Annotated in this window: 28 protein-coding genes; 12 read left to right on the forward strand and 16 right to left on the reverse strand. The window is 58.3% G+C overall.

Annotated features, from left to right (window positions below; translation table 11 throughout):
* The first annotated feature begins 185 nt into the window (after positions 1-185).
* Positions 186-734 (forward strand): cupin domain-containing protein, encoded by a 549-nt coding sequence (locus AC07Y2_RS16365; RefSeq protein WP_011333561.1) that lies wholly within the window; start codon positions 186-188, stop codon positions 732-734.
* 185 nt (positions 735-919) lie between these two features.
* Here AC07Y2_RS16365 and AC07Y2_RS16370 read toward each other — a convergent pair whose 3' ends face one another.
* From AC07Y2_RS16370 to AC07Y2_RS16385, 4 genes are all read right to left on the reverse strand, one after another.
* Positions 920-2,032, reverse strand: coding sequence for a pentapeptide repeat-containing protein (locus tag AC07Y2_RS16370; RefSeq protein ID WP_158248861.1), 1,113 nt, complete (start codon positions 2,030-2,032; stop codon positions 920-922).
* A gap of 36 nt (positions 2,033-2,068) precedes the next feature.
* A complete protein-coding gene (locus tag AC07Y2_RS16375; RefSeq protein WP_146040487.1) occupies positions 2,069-2,809 on the reverse strand; it encodes a hypothetical protein in 741 nt (246 codons plus the stop codon).
* A gap of 110 nt (positions 2,810-2,919) precedes the next feature.
* Positions 2,920-3,282 (reverse strand): hypothetical protein, encoded by a 363-nt coding sequence (locus AC07Y2_RS16380; protein ID WP_103386518.1) that lies wholly within the window; start codon positions 3,280-3,282, stop codon positions 2,920-2,922.
* A 255-nt stretch (positions 3,283-3,537) separates the two neighbouring features.
* Positions 3,538-3,819: a fructose-bisphosphate aldolase gene (locus AC07Y2_RS16385; protein ID WP_103386517.1), complete on the reverse strand. Its 282-nt coding sequence runs from the start codon at positions 3,817-3,819 to the stop codon at positions 3,538-3,540.
* A gap of 588 nt (positions 3,820-4,407) precedes the next feature.
* Between AC07Y2_RS16385 and AC07Y2_RS16390 the strand changes: the two genes are divergently transcribed.
* Complete coding sequence (locus AC07Y2_RS16390) at positions 4,408-4,833, forward strand: hypothetical protein (protein WP_103386516.1); 426 nt, start codon at positions 4,408-4,410, stop codon at positions 4,831-4,833.
* A gap of 35 nt (positions 4,834-4,868) precedes the next feature.
* Here the strand turns inward: AC07Y2_RS16390 and AC07Y2_RS16395 are convergent, their stop codons facing one another.
* Positions 4,869-5,309 (reverse strand): hypothetical protein, encoded by a 441-nt coding sequence (locus AC07Y2_RS16395; RefSeq protein WP_158248860.1) that lies wholly within the window; start codon positions 5,307-5,309, stop codon positions 4,869-4,871.
* 236 nt (positions 5,310-5,545) lie between these two features.
* Between AC07Y2_RS16395 and AC07Y2_RS16400 the strand changes: the two genes are divergently transcribed.
* From AC07Y2_RS16400 to AC07Y2_RS16425, 6 genes are all read left to right on the forward strand, one after another.
* Positions 5,546-5,935, forward strand: a complete 390-nt coding sequence (locus AC07Y2_RS16400; RefSeq protein WP_103386514.1) for a hypothetical protein — start codon at positions 5,546-5,548, stop codon at positions 5,933-5,935.
* Between the two features lie 15 nt (positions 5,936-5,950).
* Positions 5,951-6,373 carry an HD domain-containing protein gene (locus tag AC07Y2_RS16405; protein ID WP_103386513.1) on the forward strand — a complete coding sequence of 141 codons (423 nt, stop codon included), beginning with the start codon at positions 5,951-5,953 and terminating at the stop codon, positions 6,371-6,373.
* 39 nt (positions 6,374-6,412) lie between these two features.
* A complete protein-coding gene (locus AC07Y2_RS16410; protein WP_103386512.1) occupies positions 6,413-7,432 on the forward strand; it encodes an AbrB family transcriptional regulator in 1,020 nt (339 codons plus the stop codon).
* 97 nt (positions 7,433-7,529) lie between these two features.
* Entirely contained in the window at positions 7,530-8,051 is a 522-nt protein-coding gene (locus AC07Y2_RS16415; protein ID WP_103386511.1) for a hypothetical protein, read from the forward strand.
* A gap of 29 nt (positions 8,052-8,080) precedes the next feature.
* Positions 8,081-9,304, forward strand: coding sequence for a hypothetical protein (locus AC07Y2_RS16420; protein WP_146040486.1), 1,224 nt, complete (start codon positions 8,081-8,083; stop codon positions 9,302-9,304).
* Positions 9,305-9,401: 97 nt separating this feature from the next.
* Complete coding sequence (locus AC07Y2_RS16425; protein ID WP_178082861.1) at positions 9,402-9,851, forward strand: YMGG-like glycine zipper-containing protein; 450 nt, start codon at positions 9,402-9,404, stop codon at positions 9,849-9,851.
* Here the strand turns inward: AC07Y2_RS16425 and AC07Y2_RS16430 are convergent.
* From AC07Y2_RS16430 to AC07Y2_RS16440, 3 genes are read right to left on the reverse strand one after another with little or no spacing between them, the layout of a single operon-like run.
* Positions 9,836-10,861: a DUF2955 domain-containing protein gene (locus AC07Y2_RS16430; protein ID WP_103386509.1), complete on the reverse strand. Its 1,026-nt coding sequence runs from the start codon at positions 10,859-10,861 to the stop codon at positions 9,836-9,838. The genes AC07Y2_RS16425 and AC07Y2_RS16430 overlap by 16 nt on opposite strands.
* Positions 10,851-11,948: an HlyD family secretion protein gene (locus AC07Y2_RS16435; protein ID WP_103386508.1), complete on the reverse strand. Its 1,098-nt coding sequence runs from the start codon at positions 11,946-11,948 to the stop codon at positions 10,851-10,853. Before AC07Y2_RS16435 ends, AC07Y2_RS16430 begins: the two co-directional genes overlap by 11 nt.
* Complete coding sequence (locus AC07Y2_RS16440) at positions 11,941-13,494, reverse strand: TolC family protein (protein ID WP_103386507.1); 1,554 nt, start codon at positions 13,492-13,494, stop codon at positions 11,941-11,943. Before AC07Y2_RS16440 ends, AC07Y2_RS16435 begins: the two co-directional genes overlap by 8 nt.
* A 131-nt stretch (positions 13,495-13,625) precedes the next feature.
* On the opposite strand from AC07Y2_RS16440, the gene AC07Y2_RS16445 reads away from it, so the two are divergent.
* Both AC07Y2_RS16445 and AC07Y2_RS16450 read left to right on the forward strand, forming a co-directional pair.
* On the forward strand, positions 13,626-14,141 hold the full coding sequence (locus AC07Y2_RS16445) for a transporter suffix domain-containing protein (RefSeq protein WP_039770887.1): 516 nt from the start codon (positions 13,626-13,628) through the stop codon (positions 14,139-14,141).
* 269 nt (positions 14,142-14,410) lie between these two features.
* A complete protein-coding gene (locus tag AC07Y2_RS16450) occupies positions 14,411-15,196 on the forward strand; it encodes a DeoR/GlpR family DNA-binding transcription regulator (protein ID WP_039770886.1) in 786 nt (261 codons plus the stop codon).
* Between the two features lie 48 nt (positions 15,197-15,244).
* On the opposite strand, the gene AC07Y2_RS16455 is transcribed toward AC07Y2_RS16450, so the two are convergent.
* From AC07Y2_RS16455 to AC07Y2_RS16490, 8 genes are all read right to left on the reverse strand, one after another.
* A complete protein-coding gene (locus AC07Y2_RS16455; protein WP_103386506.1) occupies positions 15,245-16,528 on the reverse strand; it encodes an NAD(P)/FAD-dependent oxidoreductase in 1,284 nt (427 codons plus the stop codon).
* A 33-nt stretch (positions 16,529-16,561) separates the two neighbouring features.
* Positions 16,562-17,926: a glutamine synthetase family protein gene (locus AC07Y2_RS16460; RefSeq protein ID WP_103386505.1), complete on the reverse strand. Its 1,365-nt coding sequence runs from the start codon at positions 17,924-17,926 to the stop codon at positions 16,562-16,564.
* 424 nt (positions 17,927-18,350) lie between these two features.
* Positions 18,351-19,694: a chromate efflux transporter gene (gene chrA / locus AC07Y2_RS16465; RefSeq protein ID WP_103386504.1), complete on the reverse strand. Its 1,344-nt coding sequence runs from the start codon at positions 19,692-19,694 to the stop codon at positions 18,351-18,353.
* 285 nt (positions 19,695-19,979) lie between these two features.
* Positions 19,980-20,441, reverse strand: a complete 462-nt coding sequence (moaE, locus tag AC07Y2_RS16470; RefSeq protein WP_103386503.1) for a molybdopterin synthase catalytic subunit MoaE — start codon at positions 20,439-20,441, stop codon at positions 19,980-19,982.
* A 3-nt stretch (positions 20,442-20,444) separates the two neighbouring features.
* The gene (locus AC07Y2_RS16475) at positions 20,445-20,696 is read right to left on the reverse strand and encodes a MoaD/ThiS family protein (protein WP_074687836.1); all 252 of its coding nucleotides are present in this window, start codon (positions 20,694-20,696) and stop codon (positions 20,445-20,447) included.
* Complete coding sequence (gene moaC, locus AC07Y2_RS16480; RefSeq protein ID WP_039770876.1) at positions 20,693-21,178, reverse strand: cyclic pyranopterin monophosphate synthase MoaC; 486 nt, start codon at positions 21,176-21,178, stop codon at positions 20,693-20,695. The genes AC07Y2_RS16475 and moaC overlap by 4 nt, the downstream gene beginning before the upstream one ends.
* Positions 21,175-22,017, reverse strand: a complete 843-nt coding sequence (gene fdhD, locus AC07Y2_RS16485) for a formate dehydrogenase accessory sulfurtransferase FdhD (RefSeq protein ID WP_074687837.1) — start codon at positions 22,015-22,017, stop codon at positions 21,175-21,177. The genes moaC and fdhD overlap by 4 nt, the downstream gene beginning before the upstream one ends.
* Positions 22,018-22,163: 146 nt before the next feature.
* Complete coding sequence (locus AC07Y2_RS16490) at positions 22,164-23,063, reverse strand: LysR family transcriptional regulator (RefSeq protein ID WP_039770870.1); 900 nt, start codon at positions 23,061-23,063, stop codon at positions 22,164-22,166.
* A 298-nt stretch (positions 23,064-23,361) separates the two neighbouring features.
* Between AC07Y2_RS16490 and moaB the strand changes: the two genes are divergently transcribed.
* Together moaB and AC07Y2_RS16500 are read left to right on the forward strand one after the other, a co-directional pair.
* Positions 23,362-23,901 (forward strand): molybdenum cofactor biosynthesis protein B, encoded by a 540-nt coding sequence (gene moaB / locus AC07Y2_RS16495; RefSeq protein ID WP_039770868.1) that lies wholly within the window; start codon positions 23,362-23,364, stop codon positions 23,899-23,901.
* Positions 23,898-25,103: a molybdopterin molybdotransferase MoeA gene (locus AC07Y2_RS16500; protein WP_103386502.1), complete on the forward strand. Its 1,206-nt coding sequence runs from the start codon at positions 23,898-23,900 to the stop codon at positions 25,101-25,103. Before moaB ends, AC07Y2_RS16500 begins: the two co-directional genes overlap by 4 nt.
* Positions 25,104-25,105 lie beyond the last annotated feature (2 nt).

Here is a 25,105-nt window from a genome sequence, read left to right on the forward strand (position 1 = left end):
CCCAAAAAGGGCGCCGCCGGCTTTTTGATGTGCCGTCCATCGAACCTGCTGAGCAACACCGACAAACGTGATTTAATAGCCGCCTTTCACGGTTCCGGGACACGGGAGCAACGTGATCCGCGCGCCTTGCGCGGCACCCGCCACCCACCCCCATCGCCCTTAAGTCGTTCTCACATAAGGCTGTCATGGATACGGGTTCTCGACTCAAACTAGTACGCGAAAGCTACAAACTCTCCCAGCGCGAGCTGGCCCGGCGTAGCGGCGTGACCAATGCCACCATCTCCCTGATCGAACAGAATCGTGTCAGTCCTTCCGTCAGCTCACTGAAAAAGCTGCTCGAAGGCATCCCGATGTCCCTGGCCGACTTCTTCACCTTCGACCAGCCCCCCCGCGAACACCAATACGTCTTCCGCGCCAACGAACAACCCGACCTCGGCCGCCACGGCCTGCGCCTGCTGCTGATCGGCGCCTCGGTCCCAAGCCGCCAGATGCGCTTGCTGCGCGAGCAATACGCCCCGGGCGCGAGTTCCGGGGAAGAGCCGATTGTTCACGCGGAAGGCGAGGAGTGTGGGTTGGTGACCCGTGGCACCGTGGAGTTGACGGTGGATGGGCAGGTGAGCGTGTTGAGTGCGGGGGATGGGTATTATTTTCCGACGACGCTGCCGCATAAGTTTCGGAATATCGGGGCGGATGAGGCTGAGATTATTAGTGCGAATACGCCGGCGAATTTTTGATTCGTACAACTGCAGCGCGTGAATAATTTTATGTTTAAAGTAAAAGCCGGCGTGCAAATACTGCCGGCTAAATTTTTCGTAGCTACTACAATAGATGGTTTCTTGCTGTCGGCTAATTGCCTCTAGGCTATATTTTTTAGACGTCTTTTATTTTTAAGTTTACATGCGCTTTCGTGGGCTGATCGCTAAATAGACTTTATTGTTTTTATCATTATTTTTACCGGCGGAGCCGGATGTTTGATCAGGCCGCGAGGAGGTCCGTCTGCAATGAAAATATTTGCTAAAAGGGATACTAATGCGCCTAGTAATACATACCCATAAAGAACCTGCGCGATTATTACGCATTGGGCTGTCCAACTGCCTAGAGATGCTGACATGTCTCCATAGCCTAATGTTGTCATCGTAACTATGGAGAAATAAAGAGATTGTACGGGTTCGTGCGTGCCTAGACCTTTGATGAGTCCTGGAAAGAGAAAATATATTGAGGCGAAAAATATGGAGGCGATTAGGAAGGCATAGATAACATGTCTTGCTGATCTTCCATAGTCGGAGTGTAACCAGAATGTTCTCACCAGAAAGCTTTTAAGGTGTCCTTGATCTCTATACCAATCTATCCAATTGTGTCGGCGATTGCAGTATTGTAGTGATTGTTTAAGGCCACACGAAAATGTCGAGTTTTCGAAAGTGCTAGATCTGAAATCAGTGTTTTTAGATATGTTAAATAAATCGAAGTAAGTGGCGTTGTTAAATTTCGCTCTGTTGAACGATGCTCCGCACATGTTTCGTCGTTGCTCTTTTTTTAAAAAAGGGTTGCGTCCGCCTCCCATGAATTTTGCACTCTCCACATTTGCCATCGTAAATAATGCTTCATAAAAGTCGCATTCATAAAATTCAGTGTTTCTTAAGTTTGCTTGATGTAAGTTTGCCCGAGAAAAGTTTACAAGTACAAATGTTGCGCTTGTGAAATTTGTTTTTATGCAGGTGCTTTCTGAAAATAAACAGTTTGAAATTTTAGCATTTCGAAAATTTACTTTTGAAAGGTGTACCTTTGAGAAGTCGATTGTATCAATTTTTGAGTTTTCTAAGTTTGCGGCGTAAAGATCTGCGCCTTTGCCTTTTTTGTTTGTGAGTAAAATGGATGTTAACGTGAGCCCGCTTAAGTCAGCTCCACGAAGCTTTATAACGTCATCACTAATAGATACGAAGTCGTTCCACTCGCTAAAGTCTTCTTTTTGTGCACATCTAAGCAATAGTTCGTAATGAGATTTGTTAGGGGTTTCTTCGGTTTCATCTGTCATGTTGTCTTCCATGTTTTTGCTTTTTTGGGTGTGCGGTTATAGATTTTGAATATTGTTTTCGATTTTCGTGGCGTACGCCCAAATGAAAGCGGCGGGAACCGTCCAGAAAAAAATTATCATAAATAAGTTGGTTATGGAGGTTGTTGCTGGGAGTTCTGGGGAGCATGCAAGTATGTATAAAGGGACTGCGAGTAGCATTTGAAATATAACAATTAGAAAAGAATTGCCGTGTTCTCTCATGTGTCTGTAGGATTCGATGTATTCGGCGTGTTTGGGCTCTTTTCTCTTGTCTATGATTGCTGTGTAAAATGTTATTGCTATGCTCCAGCTGCCACTTATAATTCTTGTAACGATTTGCAGTTGAAGTAATACAAGTATTAGGTACGCGGTTAGTGCTCCGGTTTCTGCATTGCTTATTCTATTGGTTGAGGAAAGAAAAGCGGGGATACCTATTGATATTGTGAGTAACGATAGGGTGCGTATTGATGCTCCCTTATAAGGTGTGGGATTCACAGCGCTTTTAAATATTAAGGCTCGACCCGCATGCATTACTAGAATTGGCGCGCTTGCAATGTAGCAATATGTCAGGCCATATATCGCGAGCAGTGTGAGGTGAGCTACTCCGAAGTCTTTAGCCTCTGTGGGCATGAATAGAAGTTTTTTTAAGTTGCTGTTTTGTGAAAATAAAAAATATACGATCATTGCACCAATTACAGTTCCTTGTGCATATCTTATTCCGTAAAATTCCCACCAGTTTTTTTCAGAACTATTGCTCATTTTAATATCCGTTTTTCGGCTGACTAATGATCGCTGGAAAAAGTGAAAAAGTGACAGATTTATTTGTGTGGTGTTTTATAGGTCTGTCACCTTTAAGTTTCGTACTTTAATTACCATGTAAGGCTTTTGTTCTTGGCTTCAAAATTTTTCTTATACATCATCCATATAGTGCTGTAATTACACATGTCAATTTTCTCGCAGTAGTCATGAATCACTGCGTTCATTATTTTTCGATCTGTGGCTTTAGTCGCTTCTTTAAAGGAGTCAAGATTCTTCTTTTCCATCATGCGAAGAGTGCTTTCCTGACACATGTCGATTTTTTCGCAGTAATCCTTCCTCACCGTTGCGGTGATGGAATCAATGACCTGTTGTTTCTGTGCTTCTGAACCGTCGAAATCCATCGGATTGAGAATTGTCGCGGCGGTGCAAGAAAATGAGCTGAAGAGTGTGAGAATGAAGAGCAGTTTTTTCATGGAGATATCCTTCCCTAGTCTACTGTTGCCGTGATTGTCGGTGATCAGGATCGAAGATCCTCAGTACACCGATCAATTGCTGGATGTCAGAGTGCCACTAAGTTTTTGTCAGTGGAAGACGCTGAGACCAAAGTCGATAGCCGGCGGAGGCTCAGCCGACTTTGCGACTGAGTTTTTACTCCGACCCATCCAAGGGACTAAAAAACCGCGGTATCGCGGTTTTTTATGGTTTCAAAGGGGGGCAGAGCGCTTGGGTCAGGATTCAATTGCTCGTTGCCCAATTACCCGAAATACATCCCTAACGTCCTGCACCAGGATCCTCGCGATCGTGGTGATGGTGCTGATGTCGTGTTCGGAATGGTCGGGGAGGCTGGTGCACGCCATGAGATCTAGATACTTGAGGACTGCCTCAAGGCGTTCGGATGCGCAGGCATGTAGGTCACTTAAGGGGGCTTCGGCATTAATCAGCAGGACAGGGTGATCCGAAGCCGGATAGGACATGTCAGCGCAGTAGTAGAGCGGTTTTTTGTTCGCCATGGTGCTAATCCTTTAATGAGAAGAATTGCCACCGTTCTGCTGCGAAACAAAATGGGTGGCAGCTATGCGCGGGTTCGCAGACCGGAGGATTAACACCAAGACCCGGCAGACCCGAAGGTCTCCCACGCACAACCGCCATAAAATTTGCGCAGCCGAGAGTCGGCCGTGCTAGGCGGAACAGGGTGTCAATCTTAAGGGCTGCGAAACCCTATCGCCAAATTCGTTCAGCGACAGACCCACTCTAGGCACCGATTCCCACCGTCGCAATTAGCCTGTAGGACGTGAAATCACCATGTCTGGCCAGAGAGTTCGCTCGCGTTCGGCGGCGCAATCGGCGTAAATCAAGGGCTGCGGAGCAACAGGGAAAAACGACTTGCCAGATTTCGGCCCGCTTCACAGCCCCGCAAGAACAAGCTCCCTCACCACGCAGGGTAATTTCCTACGCCGTTTTCAGATCAAAAAAATCATCACACATTCCAGCCCCGGAACTTTCCTCAAAACCGATGTCAATTTGATGGCGTGTCGCGACGCTCATTCAACGGCTCAAGCAGTGCCAGGCTGGTTCCTGGTCAACCATGGAAGTGTGTGATGAGACTATTACTCGCAATATTGTTGATGTTCAGCGGCTACAGCTTTGCCAGTTGCGGCAACATTGATGACCACGATCAGCGTGCCTATTGCAATGCGAGGGAGAGCGGCAGCAGTTGCGGCAACATCGACAATCACGATTTGCGGGCGGCGTGTAACGCGGAGATGGGCGGCAGTTCCTGCGGCAACATTGACGACCATGACCAGCGTGCCTACTGCAATGCCAAACAGAGCGGCAGCAGTTGCGGCAACATCGATGATCATGACCTGCGTGCGCGGTGCAACGCGGAGCAGGGTGGCAGTTCCTGCGGCAACATCGATGACCACGACCAGCGTGCTTACTGCAATGCCACCACGGGCGGCAGTAGTTGCGGGAATATCGATAACCATGACTTGCGTACGCGGTGTGAAGCCATGAAGCGCTGAGTTGATGGCGTGTCGCGAGGCTCATTCAATTCGGATTAAACAGCGCCAGTCTGCTTACTGGTAAGCCAAGGAAGCGTGTCATGAAGAAAATACTTGCGATGCTGTTGATGTTTGCCTTCGCCGGCCATGCTTTTGCTGGCTGCACCGGCATCAACGATCAGGATCAGCGCAGATATTGCGAAGCCAAGACTGGCAGCGGCAATTGCAGCGGGATCGGCAATCAGGATTTGCGCAGGATGTGCGAGGCAGAAACTGGCCATGGCAATTGCAGCGGCATCAACGATCAGGATCAGCGCAGATATTGCGAAGCCAAGTCCGGCAGTGGTAATTGCAGCGGGATTGGCAGTCAGGATCTTCGAAGAATGTGTGAAGCAGAGACAGGAAGCGGCAATTGCAGTGGTATCGGTAATCAGGACCAGCGCCGGTTCTGTGAAGCCAAGACCGGAAACGGCAATTGCAGCGGCATTGGTGATCAAGACCTGCGCCGTCAGTGTGAAGCCATGAAACGTTGATCGATCGGCTTACCCCAAACGTAAAAAGGGACGCCCAACGGTGTCCCTTTTTTGTGGCCGACTGAAACGGATTTCCCGGACTACCCAGTCAAACCTTTAACTTGTCACAACCCGGCTCATCACCAAAGGTTCCCCCCATCGGCACCACGTCGTAGACTGCGAAACAAGTTGTAACGCCTCTCCCACGGACGGAACCGCGCATGATTCACATCGGCAGCCGCAACAACGCCCCCACGCCGCAGCACAAAACCCAGGACATCTACATCTTCAGCATCGACCTGTCCCGCCCGGCGACGCCGTTCTGTTTCGAGCAATCGATTGGCGGCGGGCATGTTGAGCAGGGCGGTGCGCGGTGGTTGGCGCTGGATGAGCTGGATGGCTGGCCCGGTGAATGGCGTGAGCATTCGAAGAAGGCCGGTTGTGGCTGGGTGGCCGAATTGATGGACGCGCATTCGGGGGAGAGTCAGGCTGAACTGGTCTCGCTGATCCTCCAGCGCTATGCCGAGCCGGCGCAGCCCACCGGGCGTTTGCAGGCGATCGGGCGCTGGTTCAAGCGCCACTTCTATATTGGCGGCCGGTACGGCGTCTGACCCGAGGAAACCCCCATGACTCAGACACTGGAACGCGCCATCGCGATTGCCGCCACAGCCCACGCGGGGCAGGTGGACAAGGGCGGCGCGCCGTACATTTTGCATCCGCTGAAAGTCATGTTGCGCATGAACAGCCTGGAAGAGCGCATCGTTGCGGTGCTGCACGATGTGGTCGAGGACTGCGGCATCAGCCTGGAGGATTTGCGCAAGGAAGGTTTCAGCGAAGCCGTTTTGTCGGCCATCGAATCGGTGACCAAAGTGCCCGGCGAATCCTACGAGGACTTCGTCGAGCGCGCGGCGCAGAACCCGATCGGGCGGGTAGTGAAACTGGCGGATCTGGAAGAGAACAGCGACCTGTCGCGGATTGCCTCGCCGAGTTGGGAGGATCTGGAGCGGATCGAAAAATATCGGCGGGCGATTGGACGGTTGCGCGCCTGACTTAACTGAAAAGCATCTTGAATAGCCAGGAAGGCGACCATGAAATCCATTCTGTGTTTGTTGATTGCTGCCGGCTTCGGCGCGCTGTTGCAGTTCGAAGGCGTGCCTCACGGTTTGTTGTTGGGCTCGATCCTTGTCACCGCGCTTGTAGTCACCAGATTCGGCATCGTGCCGGCAACGCCTTATGGCCTGGGCTACATTCAGGTCACGCTGGGCATCGCCACCGGGCTGATGTTCGAAGCGTGGGACAGCGCGACCGTCTCGACGATGTTGCCGAGCCTCGGCGTGTTGTTGCTGTGCCTGGCAGTGCAAGTGGCGCTGGCCGCTTGGTGGCTGTCGCGCGGGGCTGGGTGGAATCGCACGGATGCCTTGTTGGCCGTGTATCCGGGTGCGCTGGCGGCGGTGTTCGATTTGCTGGAATCGCATCAGGCGTCGAGCAAGGTGATCATCGTGCACTTGATGCGGCTGCTGCTGATCACGGTGCTGGTGAGTTTGCTGATTCCCGGAACGGCACCGGTTGCCGTGGTCGAGGTCGATCCGCTGTCGACGGGCATGGCGTTGACCGTGCTGGCAGTGATCGGTTTAAGCGTGGTGGTCGGGCGTTTGCTGCTGGCCGTTGGCGTGCCGGCGCCGTTCATGCTGACAGCAATCATCATCACCGCCGTGTTCGTGAAATCAGGATGGCTGCAGGGCTTTCAAATGCCTGATTGGAGTCTGAATCTGGCTGCGCTGATTCTGGGTGTGCGGATCGGCTCCCGATTCCAGGGCTTGGGCCTCGCGGAACTGGGACGTCATGGTCGCACGGCATTGGTGTCGGTGGGTTTGATGATTCTGGTCGCGGCGGTTTTTGCATTGGCGGCGGCACGGTTGCTGGGCAGCGATGCGTTGTCGCTGTGGCTGGCCTACATGCCGGGGGCAATCGAAACCATCGCGATTGTGGCGTTCGCGGGCGGGCTGAATGTGGTGTTTATCCTGACTCACCATCTGGCGCGGATGGTGGTGCTGCATTTTGCGCCTGCGTTGCTAGTGCAGTTGCGGAGAGTTAAGGAGATAGTCTAGTTGGATTTTATTATCGTTGAATGCCTCTTTTACTTATGTTTGATTTTGTTGTAATTGGCTTTGGTATATTCCACTAATCTTGCGTAGGAGTTATTTAGTGCCGTATATATTTACATTGCATCGTGAAAGTCTGAAGCGTAAATATTCTATCTATGTAGTAGTGGCGGCGGGGGCGGAGGATATACAGTTGTACGTCGGGAAGGTTGGGGATAATAGGGAGGGCTGTAATCCCTTGATATCGCGATGTGGTAATCACTTTTCATATAATAAAATTCACAGCCAGATTCGTAATAAAATCACTGATCATGAAGATCGTGACTACACCTATGTGTTTGAACATATTGATGACTATCCTGAGGATAAAAAATGGAGGCGTGGGTGCATCGACAAAGTTAATGAGCTGGAACGATGGTTGAATAAAGAGGTGCAGTTGTTGATTGTCGGTATGGAAAGGGTGAAGTTAGTCAATCCTTTTGATGGAAAGTATTTGTCATCTAATGAGCGCAGCAAACGTCAAGCAATGCGAACGGAAGGGCTTGTCGCAATTATGGGTTCCATGGTTTCTGCAGTTTCGTCTGAAATAGTTAAGGCTCAACTGCTGTTGAAAGCAGAAAGTTAAATGCATTTTTCTTAATGGGTTGTTGCTAAATGGCAAAGAGTTTTGCGTACACGTCGCAATGGGGCGGGCACTCTGACAAAGTGACGGCGAAGCAAATAGAAAGTTGTCGCAGAGATGAGTTTAATGGGCAGCCAACGGGGCAAAGTTTTTATAGTACTCATAAGCCTGGTAGTCGAAAGGCGGTAAAGCATGTGATGAAAGGGGGCACAAGTTTTTTTGCGTACATAAATAGTAGCGGTGGCGGAGGAGGTGAAGGTGGTGAGTCTCTAAATCATCAGTTGTTCAAGGAAGCGTTGCTGACGATCGAAACTACCAGGCTAAGTCTGATTTTCAATGCGGGAACCAGAGCTCAACGGCAAGAAAATATTGTTGTTAAAATCATTCAGGCGGAATCAGAAAAAAGAGTGATCATTCCCCCGCAGGGTCATAGATCCGTTGATGTGTATCTAAAATTTGAAACGGATAGCCATATTGGGCGTAAGTGGGAGGGTGAACTTTATCTGGAAATACACAGTACTCATGCTGTAGATGCGGAGAAACAGACTGAGCTCAGGGCCCTTTCAGTGCCAGTAGTGGAGGTTGATATTCCAGATGTGTTTATTTATAAGTTTTCTGATGAGAATACAACTGATGAGCGCGAGGCTGCACATAAAGTTTTTGTTAGGAATGTTCTTGAAGGGGTGAATGGTTTTCTGAAGTGTGTGGTTTTAAGTAATCCTAGTTCTAAGGCTTATTTGGAGGAGCAGGTTGTTCTTCAGCAGCGGAGCCTGAGTGAACTGCGAAAGCGAAATGAAGAGTCGGAAGGGCTTCGCGCAGATCTTTCGAAGAGATTGGATGCAGTTGGCGATGCATTCAAGTCATCTGAAGCCAATGGCGTAAACTTGAAATTTCAGTTGAGTGCACTCGGTAATGCTCACGAAACGGCCTCGCGGCAACTAGTGATAGTTAGGAATTCTCTTGTTGAGGCAGAGGTTGCTAATCTGAAACTCAAAAGTGACATCGAGAATCTTTCAGATGCATTGGAAAAAAAGGACGGCGAACATAGAAAAATTCTGGAAGCCCTCACCAGGCTGAAGGCAGCTTACGGTGCTCTTAACACAGATAAACAGAAATATGTCATTCGTAGTCGGCGATTAGGGGTGGCTTTGGCGTCCCTGTTCATTGCTGGTGGCGGAGCTGTCTGGCTGGTCTCGTCGAGTGTAAAAATGTCTTCAGTGTTTAAACCACTTCATGCGATTTTGACCTGGTTCTGATTTCTTGAATTTTGGACGCGGAAGCTTGAAAAAGATACGCGAACTACACTGGTGGGCAGCCCCGTCTGTTGTGGTAAAGGCCCTGTGGGAGGTCATCATGAACCGTTTACCAATATTTAGCCTTTTCATCTTCGCAACACTTGCGACTACTCAAGCCTCAGCCGAATCCGTCGTCCCGCTCAAGGGCCAGACTTCCCAGCAAACCCAGATCGACATCAACGATTGCCATTCCATCGCGTCCACCTCAACCACGTCGACACCCCAGGCCGGTGGTCGGCTGAAGGGCGCTGCCGCGGGTGCGGCGGCCGGCGCTACTGCCGCTGAAGTGCGCGGGCGTCAGCACGACGAGTTCTATGAAGCCGTGGACGATGACCGCAAGCAGGATTACCGCCAGAACCGAGCCAAAGAGACGGCTGCCGCCGGTGCGGTAGTCGGCGGTGCGCGGCAGCGGCAGGATCGACGCGAGCAGCGGCGGACCGATGCTTCAGCCAGTTCAAGCGCCTACACCGGTTGCCTGCAAGGGCGGGGTTATCAGGTCACGCCCTGACGGTTTTCCCGGTGCGCGACGAGCAGGTGCATCATTACGCCGCTGTAGAGCGTCACCAGAATGAACAAGCCCATGCGCACCGCGAAGGCGGTGTAGACGTCCTTGCCCGCCGCGCTGTCCTCAACAGACTGGCCGAGCAGGATGATCATGGTGATCAGCGTATTGAGCCAGAACCCTGGCGCGAGCTGCGTCGGGTGCAGTCGATAGAGTTTGCGCGCCACCAACAGCCCGAACAGCAGCATCCACAGAAAGAACATCCACAGGTGCACGAACAGGCTCAACGCACACCAGAACAACACCGCCAGCAGCCCGCCCAATAAGGTCGAGCCGAGCAATTCGCGCCCGGCGTGGTGGGTGCGGGTGGTGGTGCTTTGCTGGCCAAGGCTGACGGCTTTGAGAATGATCGGCAGGTAGCTCGCCGGGTCGATTAGCACCAGCAAGAAGGTCGGCAGCACGATCAGCGTTGCGCGCATCGCTACGCGGGGCACGTCTTCGGCGGGCAGGGCGGGAGCGGGTGGTGGCGCGGGGCTGTTGGCCGGTTCCGGGAACAGGACGTGGCTCAGGCCGACGATGACGACGGCCAGCAACAGGCCTTTGACCAGCGCGCCGATCACCGCCATCGCCAGTTCGAATGAGGCAAAACCGGCGGCGGAGATCATGGTCATGCCGATCACCAGAAACGTCATGATCAGCACATTGCCGCCACGCAAGCCGTAGGTGAACACCAGAAACAGCCCGACACCAATCAGCAGCACGCCGCACACTGGGTAATAACGCAGCAACGGCACCAGCAACAGCCCGAGGCTGGTGGTGAATGCGGCGACCAACGTCAGCACCAGCGCCATTTTCACCGGCAACGGTCGGGGCATGCTGGCCAGCAGCAACACCGCGAGCACCGGCGACAGAAACGACAACGGCAAGGCGAGACCGTAACTGGCGGCGGTGCACAACGCCGTGCCGCAGGCCAGGCGCAAGGCACGTTGCGCCGGGACGCTGCGTTCAATAGGCATACGACAGCCAGCTCATCAGCCAGACAAACACCCGGCCCAACGGATTGAGCAGATTGCCCTCGCTGGGAAACGCCATGACTTCCGCCTGCCCGCCAGCGCGAATCGAACGACTCTCGAACAGGCGCTTTTTCGCCTCCTCGCTGAACTCGATGATCACCGGAAAACGCTGGGCCGGACGCAGCCAGTCGCGGCTGTTCTGGATCGTCGGCAGGGTGCCGGGCGGCGGCGTCTGGCCGATGCTGACCCCGTAACCGACGCTGCGCACCCGGCCGTCGAGCACTTCGCCGGGCAGGGCGTCGAGGATGATCGACACCGGCGTGCCGGGCTTGATCCGGCCGAGGTTGTTTTCGGTGAGATCGGCGCTGACCCACACGTCCTGGATCGTGATCAGCGTCATCACCGGGCTGCCGGCAGCGGCGAACTGGCCGACGTCGGTGCGCAAGTCGGTGATCAGGCCCGCCGAACGCGCACCAATGCGGGTGTTGGCCAGATCCAGTTCGGCCTTGGCCAGCGTGGCGGCGGCGCTGAGCAGTTTGGCGTTGGTGTCGGTGTTGCCGCCTTCCTGCTCCTGCGCGCGCAGCACTTCGGCCCGGGCGGCGGCGACCTGACTGACAGCGGCCTCGTGATTGGCCCGGGACACTTCCAGCAGCCGAACCGAAACCGTGCCCGGATCTTCTTTGTACAAGCCTTCCAGCCGTCGATTGTCCTGGCGCGTTTTGAGTTCATTGGCTTGCGCGGCCCGCAACGACGCCTGTGCCGAAGCGATGCCCGCGGTGCTGGCGCCGACCGTGCGCCGGGTGTTTTCCAGATCGGCGCGGGCCCGGTCGACAGCAATTTGCAGCGGCTGTGGATCGAGCTCGAAAAGGATGTCGCCGGCCTGCACGTCCTGATTGTTGCGCACGTTGACCTTGATCACCCGGCCCGCGACTTCCGCTGCCACCGGGATCACGAATGCGCCGACCCGCGCCTGTTGGGTGTAGGGCGTAAAACGGTCGGCCAGCAGATACCAGACCAGGCTCAGCACAATCACCAGCAGCACCCAGCGGATGCCTTTTTTCGCCGGATCCGGCGGCGCTTCATCACTCATGGCGGTCTACCTGCGAGGGAATCGGATAGGTCGGTTGCGGCGGCGGGGCGCTCAGCAGATCGCCCCAGTCGGTGCGTTGTTGCATCTGCTGGCGGGTTGCTGAATCAATCTGCGGCCCGGCGCTTTGCCAGCCACCGCCAACGGCGCGGTACAGGGCGATCAGATTGCTCACGGCGTTGCTGCGGCTGACCAGATAGTTGTCCTGCAGCTCCAGCAATGCGCGCTGGGCGTCGAGCACCCGCTGAAAGTCCGAATAGCCTTCGCGATATTGAGTGTTGGCCAGCACCAGCGAACGCCGCGCCGCGCCTTCGGCCTCGCCGAGAATACGCTCGCGTTCCAGCGCCTTGGTCAGGCCGCTGGCGGCGTCGTCGGCTTCGCGGGCAGCCTGGCGGACCTTGTCGCGATAGGCCTCGATCAGTTGCTGCAAGCGCGCATCCTGCACGCGGATGTTGTTGTGGATGCGGCCGTAGTCGAACAGGTTCCAGCGCAGGCTCGGGCCGCCGATCAGGTCGAGGCTGCGCGGGGTGGCGCCGAGGGTGTCGCTGGACCAGACGATGCTGCCGAGCAGGGTCAGCGAGGGATACAGATCGGTTTCAGCCACGCCGACCAGCGCCGATTGCGCAGCAACGTTCAGCTCCGCCGCGCGCACATCGGGACGGCGCAACAGCAGGTTGGCCGGGACATCCTGCAACACGGCGCGATCCACCAGCGGAATCAGCCCCGGTTGTTCGGCCAGGAACGCCGGGCCACCGGGCGGCTGGCCGACCAGCACCGCCAGCGCATTGCGGGTGCGCAGCAACTGGTCTTCGAACGCCGGAATGCTGCTCAGGGTGCCGAGGTATTGGGTTCTGGCCTGTTGCAGGTCGAGTTCGGCGGTCTGGCCGCTGCGAAAGAGTTTTTCGGTGATCTCGAAGTTGCGCTTTTGTTGGGCGGCATTTTCCCGGGCGACCCGCAGCCGGGCTTCGGTGGTGCGCAGGGCAAAGTAGGTGTCGGCCACTTGAGCGCGTAATAGAACGAGGGCGTCTTCGTAGTTGGCCTGGGCGGCGAAGTAGCTGGCGTCGGCGGATTCGATGGCGCGGCTGAAGCGACCCCAGAAATCCAGTTCCCAGCCGACATCGAATGCGGCGCTGTGCTGCCAGAAGTGCAAGTCCTGCGGGTTGTTGCCGCCGGACTGACGGCGGTCGATGTACAGGCTGTCGGCGCTGGCCTGTTGCAGTTGCGGGTAGCGACCGCTGTCGGCGATGCCCAGTTGCGCACGGGCTTCGAGCACCCGCAGGCCGGCGATTTTCAGGCTGCTGTTGCGGGCTTCGGCGTCGCTGATCAAGCGGTCGAGGATCGGATCGGCAAACACCTGCCACCACTGGCGCAGATCCGGTACCGTGCCGCGTTCGCTGGCCTGTTCCAACGCCGGACTTTGCCACTGCTTGCTCCAGGCCTCGGCCGGCGGCTGGAAATCCGGGCCCAGCCGCAGGCAGCCGCCAAGGCTCAGCGCACCGAGCAGCAGCAGGTGGCCGGGACGGATCAGCAGGGCTGGCGTTGCAGGCATACCGGGAGGCCCCAGCGGGAAATGTCACTGGAGCATAGACCGCAGATTGCGGGTTGTTCGAAGCAATCAGCTGCTACGCTTTTTCAGGCGAACGCCACCGAACCCCGCCCCGGATAAAAAGGTAGGAAGCCATGGACACTGCTCAAGAACCGCTTGCCCCCACCAGCAGCGCCAGCTGGCGTTTCAAGGTCGGCGTGGCAATCATCTGCCTGATGCTCGGTTCGTGGCTGATGGTGCCGATTGCCGCCGCCCTCGACGTGCCGGGCTCGAAAGTCGCGGCGCTGACCGGGGTGCTGTTCATCAGTAATAAAGTGCTGTTGCTGCTGGTGATCGCGGTGATGGGCAAGGCCGGGTTCGCCGAACTCAAGCGCACGATCGGCCACTATATTTCCGGCGTGATTCCGACCCCGGTGGCCGAAGTCAGCCCGCTGCGCCACAAGATCGGCGTGGTGATGTTCTGCCTGCCGCTGCTGTCGTCATTCCTGGAGCCGTATTTCGATAACTTCTTTCCGGGCGTGCGGCCCAATCTCTGGCAGTTGCAGGCGCTCGGCGACTTGATGTTCATCGGCAGCTTCTTCGTGCTGGGCGGCAACTTCTGGGACAAGGTGCATGCGTTGTTCGTGCGCAAGGCGCGGGTGGTGGAATGATCGCCAAGTGAGCCTTGATTTTGATCAGGCGTGCACGAGCGCGATGGCAAACGATACGACGACCATGCAGGCGAAAGCGAAATTGAGGTTCATGGGGTGTTCATCCTGGTCCTTTTGAAAGTGGGGCCATTCTGCCGGGGGCGGGTCAAAAGAAAAAATTCGGCTTCGTGATTCCAATGATCGAAGCCATTGATACCGGCGTTGTGTTTGCCGGTTTGCTTGGCTAAGCTCGCGCAAACCTGCAATTAAAGGCACAAACAGGCAAAACCATGCACGATCATTCCGCTTCCGAGCTTCCGTCCCTGCGTCGGCAGAAAATCCTTCTGATCCTCGAACGTGACGGCAAGGTCATGGCGTCCGAGTTGAGCCAGCATTTTGCGGTGTCCGAAGACACCATCCGCCGCGATCTCGCCGAGCTGGACAACGCCGGACTGGTGCAGCGAGTGCACGGCGGCGCGCTGCCGAGGCCCAAGGACACCGGCAAGGATTACTTCACCCGGCTGGATGAGATCGACGAGGTGAAGATTCGTCTGGCGCAGTTGGCGGCGCAGCAGGTGCGCAACGGGCAGACGGTGATGTTCGATTCCGGTTCCACCTCGTTGCAGGTGGCGCGCTCGTTGCCCAGGGACATCAGCCTCACGGCGGTCACGGCCTCACCGATGACGGCGATCGCGTTGTCCGAATACCCGGGCATCAAGGTGATTCTGGCAGGCGGGCAGTTGAATCCGAAAACCCTGTCTGCTGGCGGTCACGAGGCGTTGCGTCTGCTGTCGGGGATCAAGGCGGATCTGGCGATCACCGGGGTCTGCGCGATTCATCCGGAGGTGGGCATCACCTCGCTGCATTTCGATGAAGTGCCGGTCAAGCAGGCGCTGCTCGACTGTGCGGCGCGGGTGATTGCCGTGACCACGGCGGACAAGCTCGGTGCGGTGGAGCCGTTTGTGGTGGCGCCGTGCGAGCGCTTGCACACGCTGATCACCGAGCGGCATGTGGCGTCGGGGAATATTGAGGACTACCGGCGGTTGGGGATTGAGGTGGAGCAGTTGCCTGACTGAGGTTTTGCGGCAAAAAAGGCCCCATCACTGGCGATGGGGCCTGTTCGATCAGCGCAGTTTTTCCAGCATCTGGTAGTACCACATGCCCGCCGCCAACATCGGATTCCCCAGCAGATCGCCCATCGGCACGCGAATGTGCGAGCACGCGGCAAACGTGTCGAACTGCTGCATCTGCCCGGTGATCGCCCGGCTCATGATCTCGCCCATGATGTGGGTCGTGGCGATGCCGTGGCCGGAGTAACCCTGGCAATACCAGACGTTGTCCGAAAGCTTGCCCAGTTGCGGGATGCGGTTGATGACGATGCCCATCGCGCAGCTCCACTGGTAATCGATCTTCACCCCTTTGAGCGCCGGGAAAGTCTGTTCGATGCACGGCCGCAGTTCGCCGGCGATGTCTCGTGAGTCCTTGCCGCTGTAGTTGGCGCCGCCGCCGAACAGCAGGCGCCCGTCGGCGGTGAGGCGGTAGTAGTCGAGCACGAAGCGGCAGTCGTAAACGGCGAGGTCTTCAGGGTTGATCTGTTTTGCCAGATCGCCCAGCGGTTCGGTGGTGACAATGCCGCCCATGGCCGGGAAAATCTTGCCCTTGAGCTGGCCCGGTTCGAGTTTGTGGTAAACGTCGCCGGCCAGCAGCACCTGATTGGCGTCGACCCGGCCGTGGGCGGTGCGCACGCCAGGGCTGTCGCCGTGAATGATCTCCAGCACTTCGCTGTTTTCGAAGATCAGCGCGCCGAGGCTTTGCGCCGCTCGCGCCTCGCCGATGCACAGGTTGAGCGGGTGCAGGTGCATGTTGCGGGCGTTCTTGATGGCGCCGTGGTAGAGATCGCTTTGCAGCAGATCGCGCACCTGGCTGCGGTCGAGCAGGCTGACTTCATCACCCATGCCTCGGCGCACGGCTTCGTCGTAGTCGCTGCGCAAACCGGCCATGTGGCTCGGCTTGTAGGCGGCGTGCAAGTGGCCGTGCTTGAGGTCGCAATCGATCGTGTATTTCTCGACCCGTTGCTTGATGATTTCGTGGCCGCGCCAGCGCAGGTGCCAGATGAAATCATCGACCTCATCGCCCAATGTATTGCGCATCTGTTTGCGCATCGCGCCGTCGCCGGACAGGCTGCCTGTGACCTGCCCGCCATTGCGCCCGGTGGCGCCCCAGCCGATCTTGTGGCTTTCGACGATGGCGACTTTCAGGCCTTTTTCGGCCAGTTCGACGGCGGTGGCAACGCCGGTGAAACCGCCGCCGATGATCACCACATCGACCTTGTGCCGGCCTTGCAGGGTCGGGTAGTCGGTGTCGCGGTTGAGGGTCGCGGTGTAGTAGGAGTTGCTGCGTTCAGTCATGTCGGTATCCAAGGCAAAAAGAGGAAAAAAGGATCAGGCTTCGGTCAGATACCAGCGCCAGTCCTGCTCGCCCACTTCGGCCATGAACTGCCGGTATTCCGCACGTTTAACTGCCAGATACACCCCGAGAAATTCCTGCCCCAGCGCATCCCGCGCCCACGCCGAATTCTCCAGCGCCGTAAGCGAGGTCAGCCAGTCGGTCGGCAGCAATTCTTTCGCCTGCGCGTAACCGTTGCCTTCCACCGGTTCACCCGGATCGATGTCTTCTTTTATCCCGCGATGAATGCCCGCCAGGATCGCTGCCGCTGCCAGATAGGGGTTGGCATCGGCGCCGCAGATGCGGTGTTCGATGTGCCGGGTGTTGGCCGGGCCGCCCGGCACGCGCAGGCTGACGGTGCGGTTGTCGACGCCCCAGGTCGGTGCCAGCGGTGCGTAGCTGTTGGCCTGGAAACGGCGGTAGGAGTTGGCGTTCGGGCAGAACAGCAGCAGCGAATCGAGCAAGGAGGCGAGCATCCCGCCAATCGCCGTGCGCAACAGCGGCGTGCCGGCCGGGTCTTCGGAGGCAAACAGATTGCGCCCCTCGGCATCGGCAAGGCTGACGTGCATGTGCATGCCGGTACCCGCCAGATGATCGAACGGCTTGGCCATGAACGTCGCCTGCATCCCGTGCTTGTGCGCCACGGCTTTGACCAGCCGTTTGTAGCGCACGGCCTGGTCCATCGCCTCCAGCGCATCGCCGTGTTCGAGGGTGATTTCCACCTGGCCCGGCGCGTATTCCGAGATAGCCGTGCGCGCCGGAATGCCGTGCAGTTTGCAGGCGCTGTAGAGGTCGGCAAGGAACGGTTCGATCTGCTCCAGCTCACGCAAACCGTAGACCTGCGTGTGTCGCGGTCGCCCACCGTCGGCATCCAGCGCCGGTTGCGGACGACCGTTGTGATCGCGTTTGGCGTCGAGCAGATAGAACTCCAGCTCGCAGGCCATGACCGGGTGGTAACCCTCGGCTTTCAAGCGGTCGATGACCTTGATCAACAGGTGGCGCGGGTCGGCGATACTCGCCGGCATGCCTTGTTCCGGGTGCATGCTGACCTGCACCGCAGCGGTCGGAATCTGCCGCCACGGCAGGCGCACCAGACTGCCTTCCAATGGGTAGGCGCGGCAGTCGATGTCGCCGACGTCCCAGACCAGACCGGAGTTTTCTACGTCCTCGCCATGCACCGTCAGGCCGAGGATGGTGCTTGGCAGCGGGCGGCCGCTTTCGTACACGGCGAGCAGTTCTTCGCGGTGCAACAGCTTGCCGCGCGGCACGCCGTTGGCGTCGAGGATGAACAGCTCGATCATGTCGATGTCGGGGTTCTGCTCGAGAAAATGACGGGCGTCTTCAATGGCTGCGAATTTCATAATCAATCACTCACGATGGCGCCGCACAGGCGCGCAGATTCGGGCCGGACGCAGCTCGGCAAAAGGCGCGGGCGTCCTGGCAGGGATATCGAAAAAAGAGGGGGAGCTGTCGCGATTTTTACCGGCGCGATCAGACGGGCAGGCAGATATCCGGCGGGCGTGCGGAGTGACGCAGCTTGGAACGGCTCAGGGCCATGGGGAGATTGACGATGCGATTCATGCGCGGCCCCTGTGAAGAAGGGCGCGCAGTGCAGAGACGTTCAACGATTCTGATTGTTGGAGTGACGTGCTCATGACGCGTGTTTCCGTTGGCGGAAAACGTCGGCGGCGGGAGCGTCCCGCCATGCCGGTGTGGCTGGATAGTAAGGGGGAATCCCCGGATAAGTAAACGCCTGTTTCCGCAGGCGTTGGCGTGCACCCCGGTTCAGCGCAGCAGGTAAAACCCCAGCCCGACGAGGGCGCAAACGATCAACACCTCGATCACGCCGCGCTTGAAAAAGAACAGGGCGAGGGCGGCCATGAGGGCCAGCACGATCGAGAACACATCGGGCTGACCGGTAAAACCGGCGGGCCAGAACACGTGGTAAGCAAAGAAACACGCCAGATTGAGGATCACCCCGACCACCGCCGCCGTGATCGCGGTCAGCGGCGCGGTGAACTTCAATTCGTTGTGGGTCGACTCCACCAATGGCCCGCCGGCGAGGATGAACAGGAACGAAGGCAGGAAGGTGAACCAGGTCACCAGCGTCGCGGCCAGCGCGCCGGCGGCGAACGCGTGTTCCGGACCGAACGTCGGTTGCACGTAAGCGCCGACGAACCCGACAAACGCCACGACCATGATCAGCGGCCCCGGCGTGGTTTCGCCCAGGGCCAGGCCGTCGATCATCTGCGTCGGCGTCAGCCAGCCGTAATGCCCGACCGCGCCCTGATACACGTAGGGCAGCACGGCGTAAGCGCCGCCGAAGGTGAGCAACGCCGCTTTGGTGAAGAACCAGCCCATCTGCGTGAGGGTGCCGTCCCAGCCGAACAACGCGGTCAGCAACGCCATCGGCAGGCACCACAGCAGCGCACCGATCAGCGCCAGACGCAGCAGCCTGGGCAGGTTGAACCGCGCATGTTCGGGTGGCGGTGTGTCGTCATCGATCAGCGCCGGGCCGAAGGATTTTTCGCCGCCGCGATGGCCGCCGTTGCTGAACCGCTGCGGCGCCCAGCGTCCGCCGAAATAACCGATCAATGCCGCGCCGAGCACGATCAGCGGGAACGGCAGGTTGAAGGCAAAAATCGCCACGAACGCCGCTCCGGCGATCGCCCAGAGCCAGCTGTTCTTCAAGGCTCGGGAGCCGATGCGATGGGCCGCGTGCAACACAATCGCGGTCACCGCCGGTTTGATTCCGTAAAACACCCCGGCCACCGCCGGTACGTCGCCGAACGCGATGTACACCCACGACAAGGCGATCAGGATCAGCAACGATGGCATCACAAACAACGCCCCGGCCAGCACGCCGCCACGGGTGCGATGCAGCAGCCAGCCGATGTAAGTCGCCAGTTGCTGCGCCTCGGGGCCTGGCAGCAACATGCAGTAGTTGAGCGCATGCAGGAAACGTCGCTCCGAGATCCAGCGCCGGCGCTCCACCAGTTCCTGATGCATGATCGCGATCTGCCCGGCGGGGCCGCCGAAGCCGATGCAGCCGAGTTTGAGCCAGAACGGCCAGGCCTGGCGCAGGGTGATGGGTTGAGGACGGGGCAAGTCTTTTGGCGTTTGGCTCAAGTGTGGCTCCCGAGTTGAGTTGTGGTGGAGCGGCTATCTAATCAGGCTTTTGTTAAGGAGTGGTATCGAGATTGCAGCCCTCACCCCAGCCCTCTCACGGAGGGAGAGGGGGCCGACCGAAGTGTCTTGCGTCAAACATCGACCTGAAAGTCCGAGTCGATTATGGATTCGAAACTGCTTGCATTCGAATTCAACGCTATACGTTCAGGTCGGCGTATTTCTGAAATATCCCCCAATCGCTCCCCTCTCCCTCTGGGAGAGGGCTAGGGTGAGGGCTTTCGGTCTTCAGGCATGCGCCAGACTCCAGCGAAACGCCGCATTTTGATCACTCTCCCGCGCCTCGACCCAATGCGAACCCTCCGGCGTGGTCTCACGCTTCCAGAACGGCGCACGGGTCTTCAGCACATCCATGATGAACGCACAGGCCTCGAACGCCGCATGCCGATGCTTGCTGCTGACGCCAACGAACACGATCGGTTCGGTCACCGACAACGCACCGACCCGATGCACAATCTCCACCGCCAATAGCGGCCACCGCTCGCGGGCCTGTTCGGCGATCTGCTCCAAGGCCTTTTCGGTCATGCCCGGATAGTGCTCCAGAAACAGCTCGGTCACCGGCTGCCCGACGTTCAGATCCCGCACATAACCAATGAAATTCACCACCGCGCCCACCCGTGGATTGCGCGCATGCAGGTCGGCAATCAACTGACCGGCATCGAAGCCTTTACGCTGGACTCGAACACCCATGCCTCAACCCCCCGTAACTGGCGGGAAAAACGCAATCTCGTCGAAATCCTCGATCGTCTGATCCGGCTGACACAGCTCCTGATTCACCGCGCACATCAGGTTGCCGGCGCCGAGCACTTCACGCCAGACATCGCCACGCTGCATCAGCATCTGTCGTACATCCTCGACACAAGCGAGGGTGTCGCTGGCCGGAATCTTTTCACCGCCCAGATTGAGCCGGTCACGGTAGCTGGCGAAGTAGTTGATCAGAATCATTGCGGGTTCTCCCATTGAAAGTGGCCGGAGCGGCCGCCCTGTTTGCTCAGCAGGCGGATGTCGCCGATGACCATCGCCCGGTCCACCGCCTTGCACATGTCGTAGATCGTCAGTGCGGCGACGCTGGCGGCGGTCAGGGCCTCGAGTTCGACGCCGGTCTGGCCGGTGAGGCGGCAGGTGCTGGTGATCTGTACGCGGTCCGGTTCGCAGGCTTTGAGCTCGACGTGGATCGAGCTGAGCAGCAGCGCATGACACAGTGGAATCAACTCATGAGTGCGCTTGGCCGCCTGAATCCCGGCGATCCGCGCCACGGCGAACACATCGCCCTTGGGGTGGCCGTTGGACTGGATCATTTGCAGGGTTTCCGGACGCATCTGCACCCAGGCTTGCGCGGTGGCTTCGCGGCGGGTGGCGGCTTTGTCGCTGACGTCGACCATGTTGGCGCGACCCTGATCGTCGAGGTGGGTGAGGGTGTTGCTCATGCGGTGGGCTCCTGGATCGGGCTGTAGATTCGCGGGGCGTTGCGGTGCGGGACGTGGATCAGGTTCAAGCGGTGCTTGAGCGCCCAGCGCACGGTCAGCGCGGTGGGGGCAGACAGGCTGACGAGGGTGCCGAGGCGGGCGCGCACGGCTTTGTGAATCAGTTCGAGGCTGCAACGGCTGGTGACCACGACGAAGCCCTGACGCGCATCGAGACCTTCGAATTGCAGGGCGCCGATCAGCTTGTCGAGGGCGTTGTGGCGGCCGATGTCTTCGCGGCACAGCAACGCTTGGCCGTCGGCGTCGAAGTACAACGCCGCGTGCAGGGCGCCGCTGCTGCGGGCCAGTTGCTGGGCCTGTTCGATGCGTTGGCGGATCCCCTCGAAATGTGCGGAAGGTGGCAAGGGTGTCGGGGTCAGGATCTCCAGTTGCGGCAGCGCCTGCTCAAGGGCTTCCACGCCGCAGAGGCCGCAACCGCTGGTGCCTGCCATCTGCCGCCGGTGATCCTTCAGGGCCCAGAACGCGCGGCTGGAAATCTGCACGTCGGCCTGGCAGGCCTGGTCGAAATGGGTCAGGCGAATGTCGTGGATATCGTCGAGGCGGTCGACGATGGCGTTGCTCAGGCTGAACCCGCGAATGAAGTCCTCGATGTTGCCTGGAGAGACCATCATCACCGCCTGATTCAGGCCGTTGTAGCTGATGGCCAGGGCGATTTCCGCCGCCAGCGCCGCGTGGGACACCGGCGCGTCGTCGAGGTATTCGCGATAAGCCACTGACGCCGGTTGTGGCGCGGGGGCGTTGGCGTCGCCCGGTTCGATGAGTTGTTCAACTTGGCACAGCATCTTGAAAGTCCCACGAAGCGCTGAAGTGGGTTCAGGCTACGGGGCAGGGAAAAGTGCGTCCAATCGCTTGTTCCGATGCAGTGATTGGATTGGTCGATGACCGCAGGCGCACCTGAAGTCGTTGCACCGAAGTGCAATGGGGAGGGTTAAACGGCAGGCGCCTCGATCCCGAACATCTTGCGCGCCTCGGCAAAACACTTCTCGGCAATCGCCGAGCGCGGTTCGGTCTTGCGCATCACCAGCCCCAGCGGCGCGAGCACGCTGGCATCCGGCAGGTTAATGAAAGCCAGATGTTCGATCGGCTCTTCCAGCCCGCTGTCCAGCGGCATGATCGAGCAGCAGAAGCCCTGGTGAATCGCCTGCAGCAGTTGATAGGTCGAGTCGCTTTCCAGGATCGGCTGCGGATTCAACCCGCGACTGCGGAAACTCAGGTCGATGGATTTGCGGTAGTGCATGCCGGTAGTGATCATCCCCAGCGGCAGTTCGGCGGCGTCTTCCCAGCTCATTTCCGGGCCTTCGAAATGGAAGTGGCGGGTGTCGTAGAGCAGGCCGACGCGGGTTTCGCCGATCTCGAAGAACTCGAAATAGTTCGGGTTGACGTGGTCCAGATAACACACGCCCAGATCCAGCTGATTGTTGCCCAGGCCTTCGATGATCTCGTCCGAACTCAGCGACGACAGGCTGTACTTCAGCTCCGGATAAGTCCCGGACAAACCCTGAATGTAATTCACCGGATTGAAGTTGCTCAGCGGCACCAGCCCCAGGCGCAGGCTACCCACCAGTTGCCCCCGGCAGGCCGCCGCTTCGGCAAACAGCCCGTCGTGAGCGGCCAGCAACGTGCGGGCCCAGGCGAGGACGCGCTCGCCGGCCTGGGTGAAACCTTCGAAGCGCTGGCCGCGATTGACCAGCACCAGATCCAGCTCGTCTTCCAGATTGCGCAGGCGCATCGACAGGGTCGGCTGGGTGATGTGGCAGCGCGCGGCGGCCTGGCCGAAGTGGCGGGTTTCGTCCAGCGCGATCAGGAACTTGAGTTGTTTGATGTCCACGACGGCACCTGCTCGATAAGGAACTTTGATTGAGTATTGACGCAGATGCGTACAGCGCACGGAAAGCGCAGGGAACGACGATCCCATTGATGGTTTTTTTCGTCCAATCGGCAGTGTCTAAGAGCCTATCGAGGATTTCGATGACGCCCGGTTTCATTGGGCCGGACAGTGGTCGAGGGGCTGAAAAAAATCACCGATAGAGCAGGTCGATAGTGTGGTTGGCCAGAGTGATTAGACAGCTCTCACAAGCGGCACTTAGGCTCGTCACCCACTGAATTGACGACGGCCGGAGAGTGCCATGAGTGTGAAATCGGATGCCTTGTTCGTTCCCCTGAATATTGCCGTGCTGACGGTCAGCGATACCCGCGATTACGCCAGCGACACCTCCGGCCAGTTGCTGGTCAGCCGCCTGCTGGAGGCCGGCCACACCCTGAGCGAACGCAACCTGCTCAAGGACGACCTGTACAAGATCCGCGCCCAGGTCGCGCAGTGGATCGCCGACGACGGCATTCAAGTGGTGCTGATCACCGGTGGCACCGGTTTCACCGGTCGCGACAGCACTCCGGAAGCCGTGGCTTGCCTGCTGGACAAGCAGATCGACGGCTTTGGCGAGCTGTTCCGCGCCATCTCGATTCTCGACATCGGCACCTCGACCGTACAAAGCCGCGCGCTGGCCGGCCTGTCCAACGGCACGCTGGTGTGCTGCCTGCCGGGTTCCACCGGCGCTTGCCGCACCGCGTGGGAAGGCATCCTCGCCGAACAACTGGATAACCGTCACCGCCCGTGCAACTTCGTTCCGCACCTCAAACCGGTGCAAGCCTGCGGGCCGCGCGGATGAGCAAGCCCGGGTTGATGCCGGTCGAGGACGCCCTCGACCAACTGCTGGCCATGGCCAATGAACAACGTCTGCCGGACAGTGAATCGGTGCCGCTCAATGAGGCTCGCGGGCGCGTGCTGGCCAGCGATCTGGTCGCCACCCTCGACCTGCCGCCGTGGCCGAACAGCGCCATGGACGGTTATGCCTTGAACCTTGCCGACCTGCATCGCCAGCCGTTGAGCGTGTCACAGCGGGTCTACGCCGGGATGGCGCCGGACGCCTTGCTGTCCGGCACCTGCGCACGGATTTTCACCGGTGCGCCGTTGCCCATGGGCGCCAATTGCGTGGAGATGCAGGAAAACGTCGAAGTGCTGGAGGACGGTCGCGTACATTTCCTGCAACCGCTGAAGGTCGGCCAGAACATCCGTCCCCAGGGCCAGGAGAACCGCGTCGGCGACACCTTGCTGCGCGCCGGCAAACGCCTCGGCCCGTTCGAGCTGGCCGTCGCCGCAGGGCAGGGCATGACCCATTTGCCGGTGGTGCGTCGTCCGCGCGTGGCGTTGCTGTCGACCGGTGATGAGCTGGTGGAGCCGGGTCAGCCGCTGCGTCCTGGCAGCATCTACAACAGCAACCGCACCTTGCTCGACCACTGGTTGCGGGAACTGGGTTGCGAAGTGATCGACGCCGGGATTCTGCCTGATCGCCCGGCGCAGACCCGACTCAAGCTTGAGCAGTTGCAAGTGGCGGCCGATCTGATTCTGACCACCGGCGGCGTGTCTGCCGGTGACGCCGATTTTCTCGGCCAGGTGCTGCGCGACAATGGCAAACCGCTGCTGTGGAAACTCGCGATCAAACCCGGTAAACCGCTGACGGTCGGCCATTTCGGCACGGTGCCGGTGATCGGCCTGCCGGGCAATCCGACCTCGGCGCTGGTGACCTTCGGCCTGCTGGCGCGCCCGTACCTGCTGCGCATTCAAGGCGTGGAAGAGGTGATGCCGCTGAGCTTCACGGTCAACGCCGGCTTCGATTGGCCGAAACCCGGCAGCCGTCGCGAATACCTGCGCGTGCGTCTGGAGGGCGGTCAGGCGGCGCTGTATCCGAACCAGAGTTCCGGGGTGCTGCTCGGCGCGACCTGGGCTGACGGGCTGGTGGAAATTCCCGAGAACAGCACCTTGCGGGTCGGTGATCCGCTGCGCTTCATCCCGTTCAGCGAGCTGTTCTGAGC

The sequence above is a fragment of the Pseudomonas sp. GW456-12-1-14-TSB6 genome (assembly GCF_059424205.1).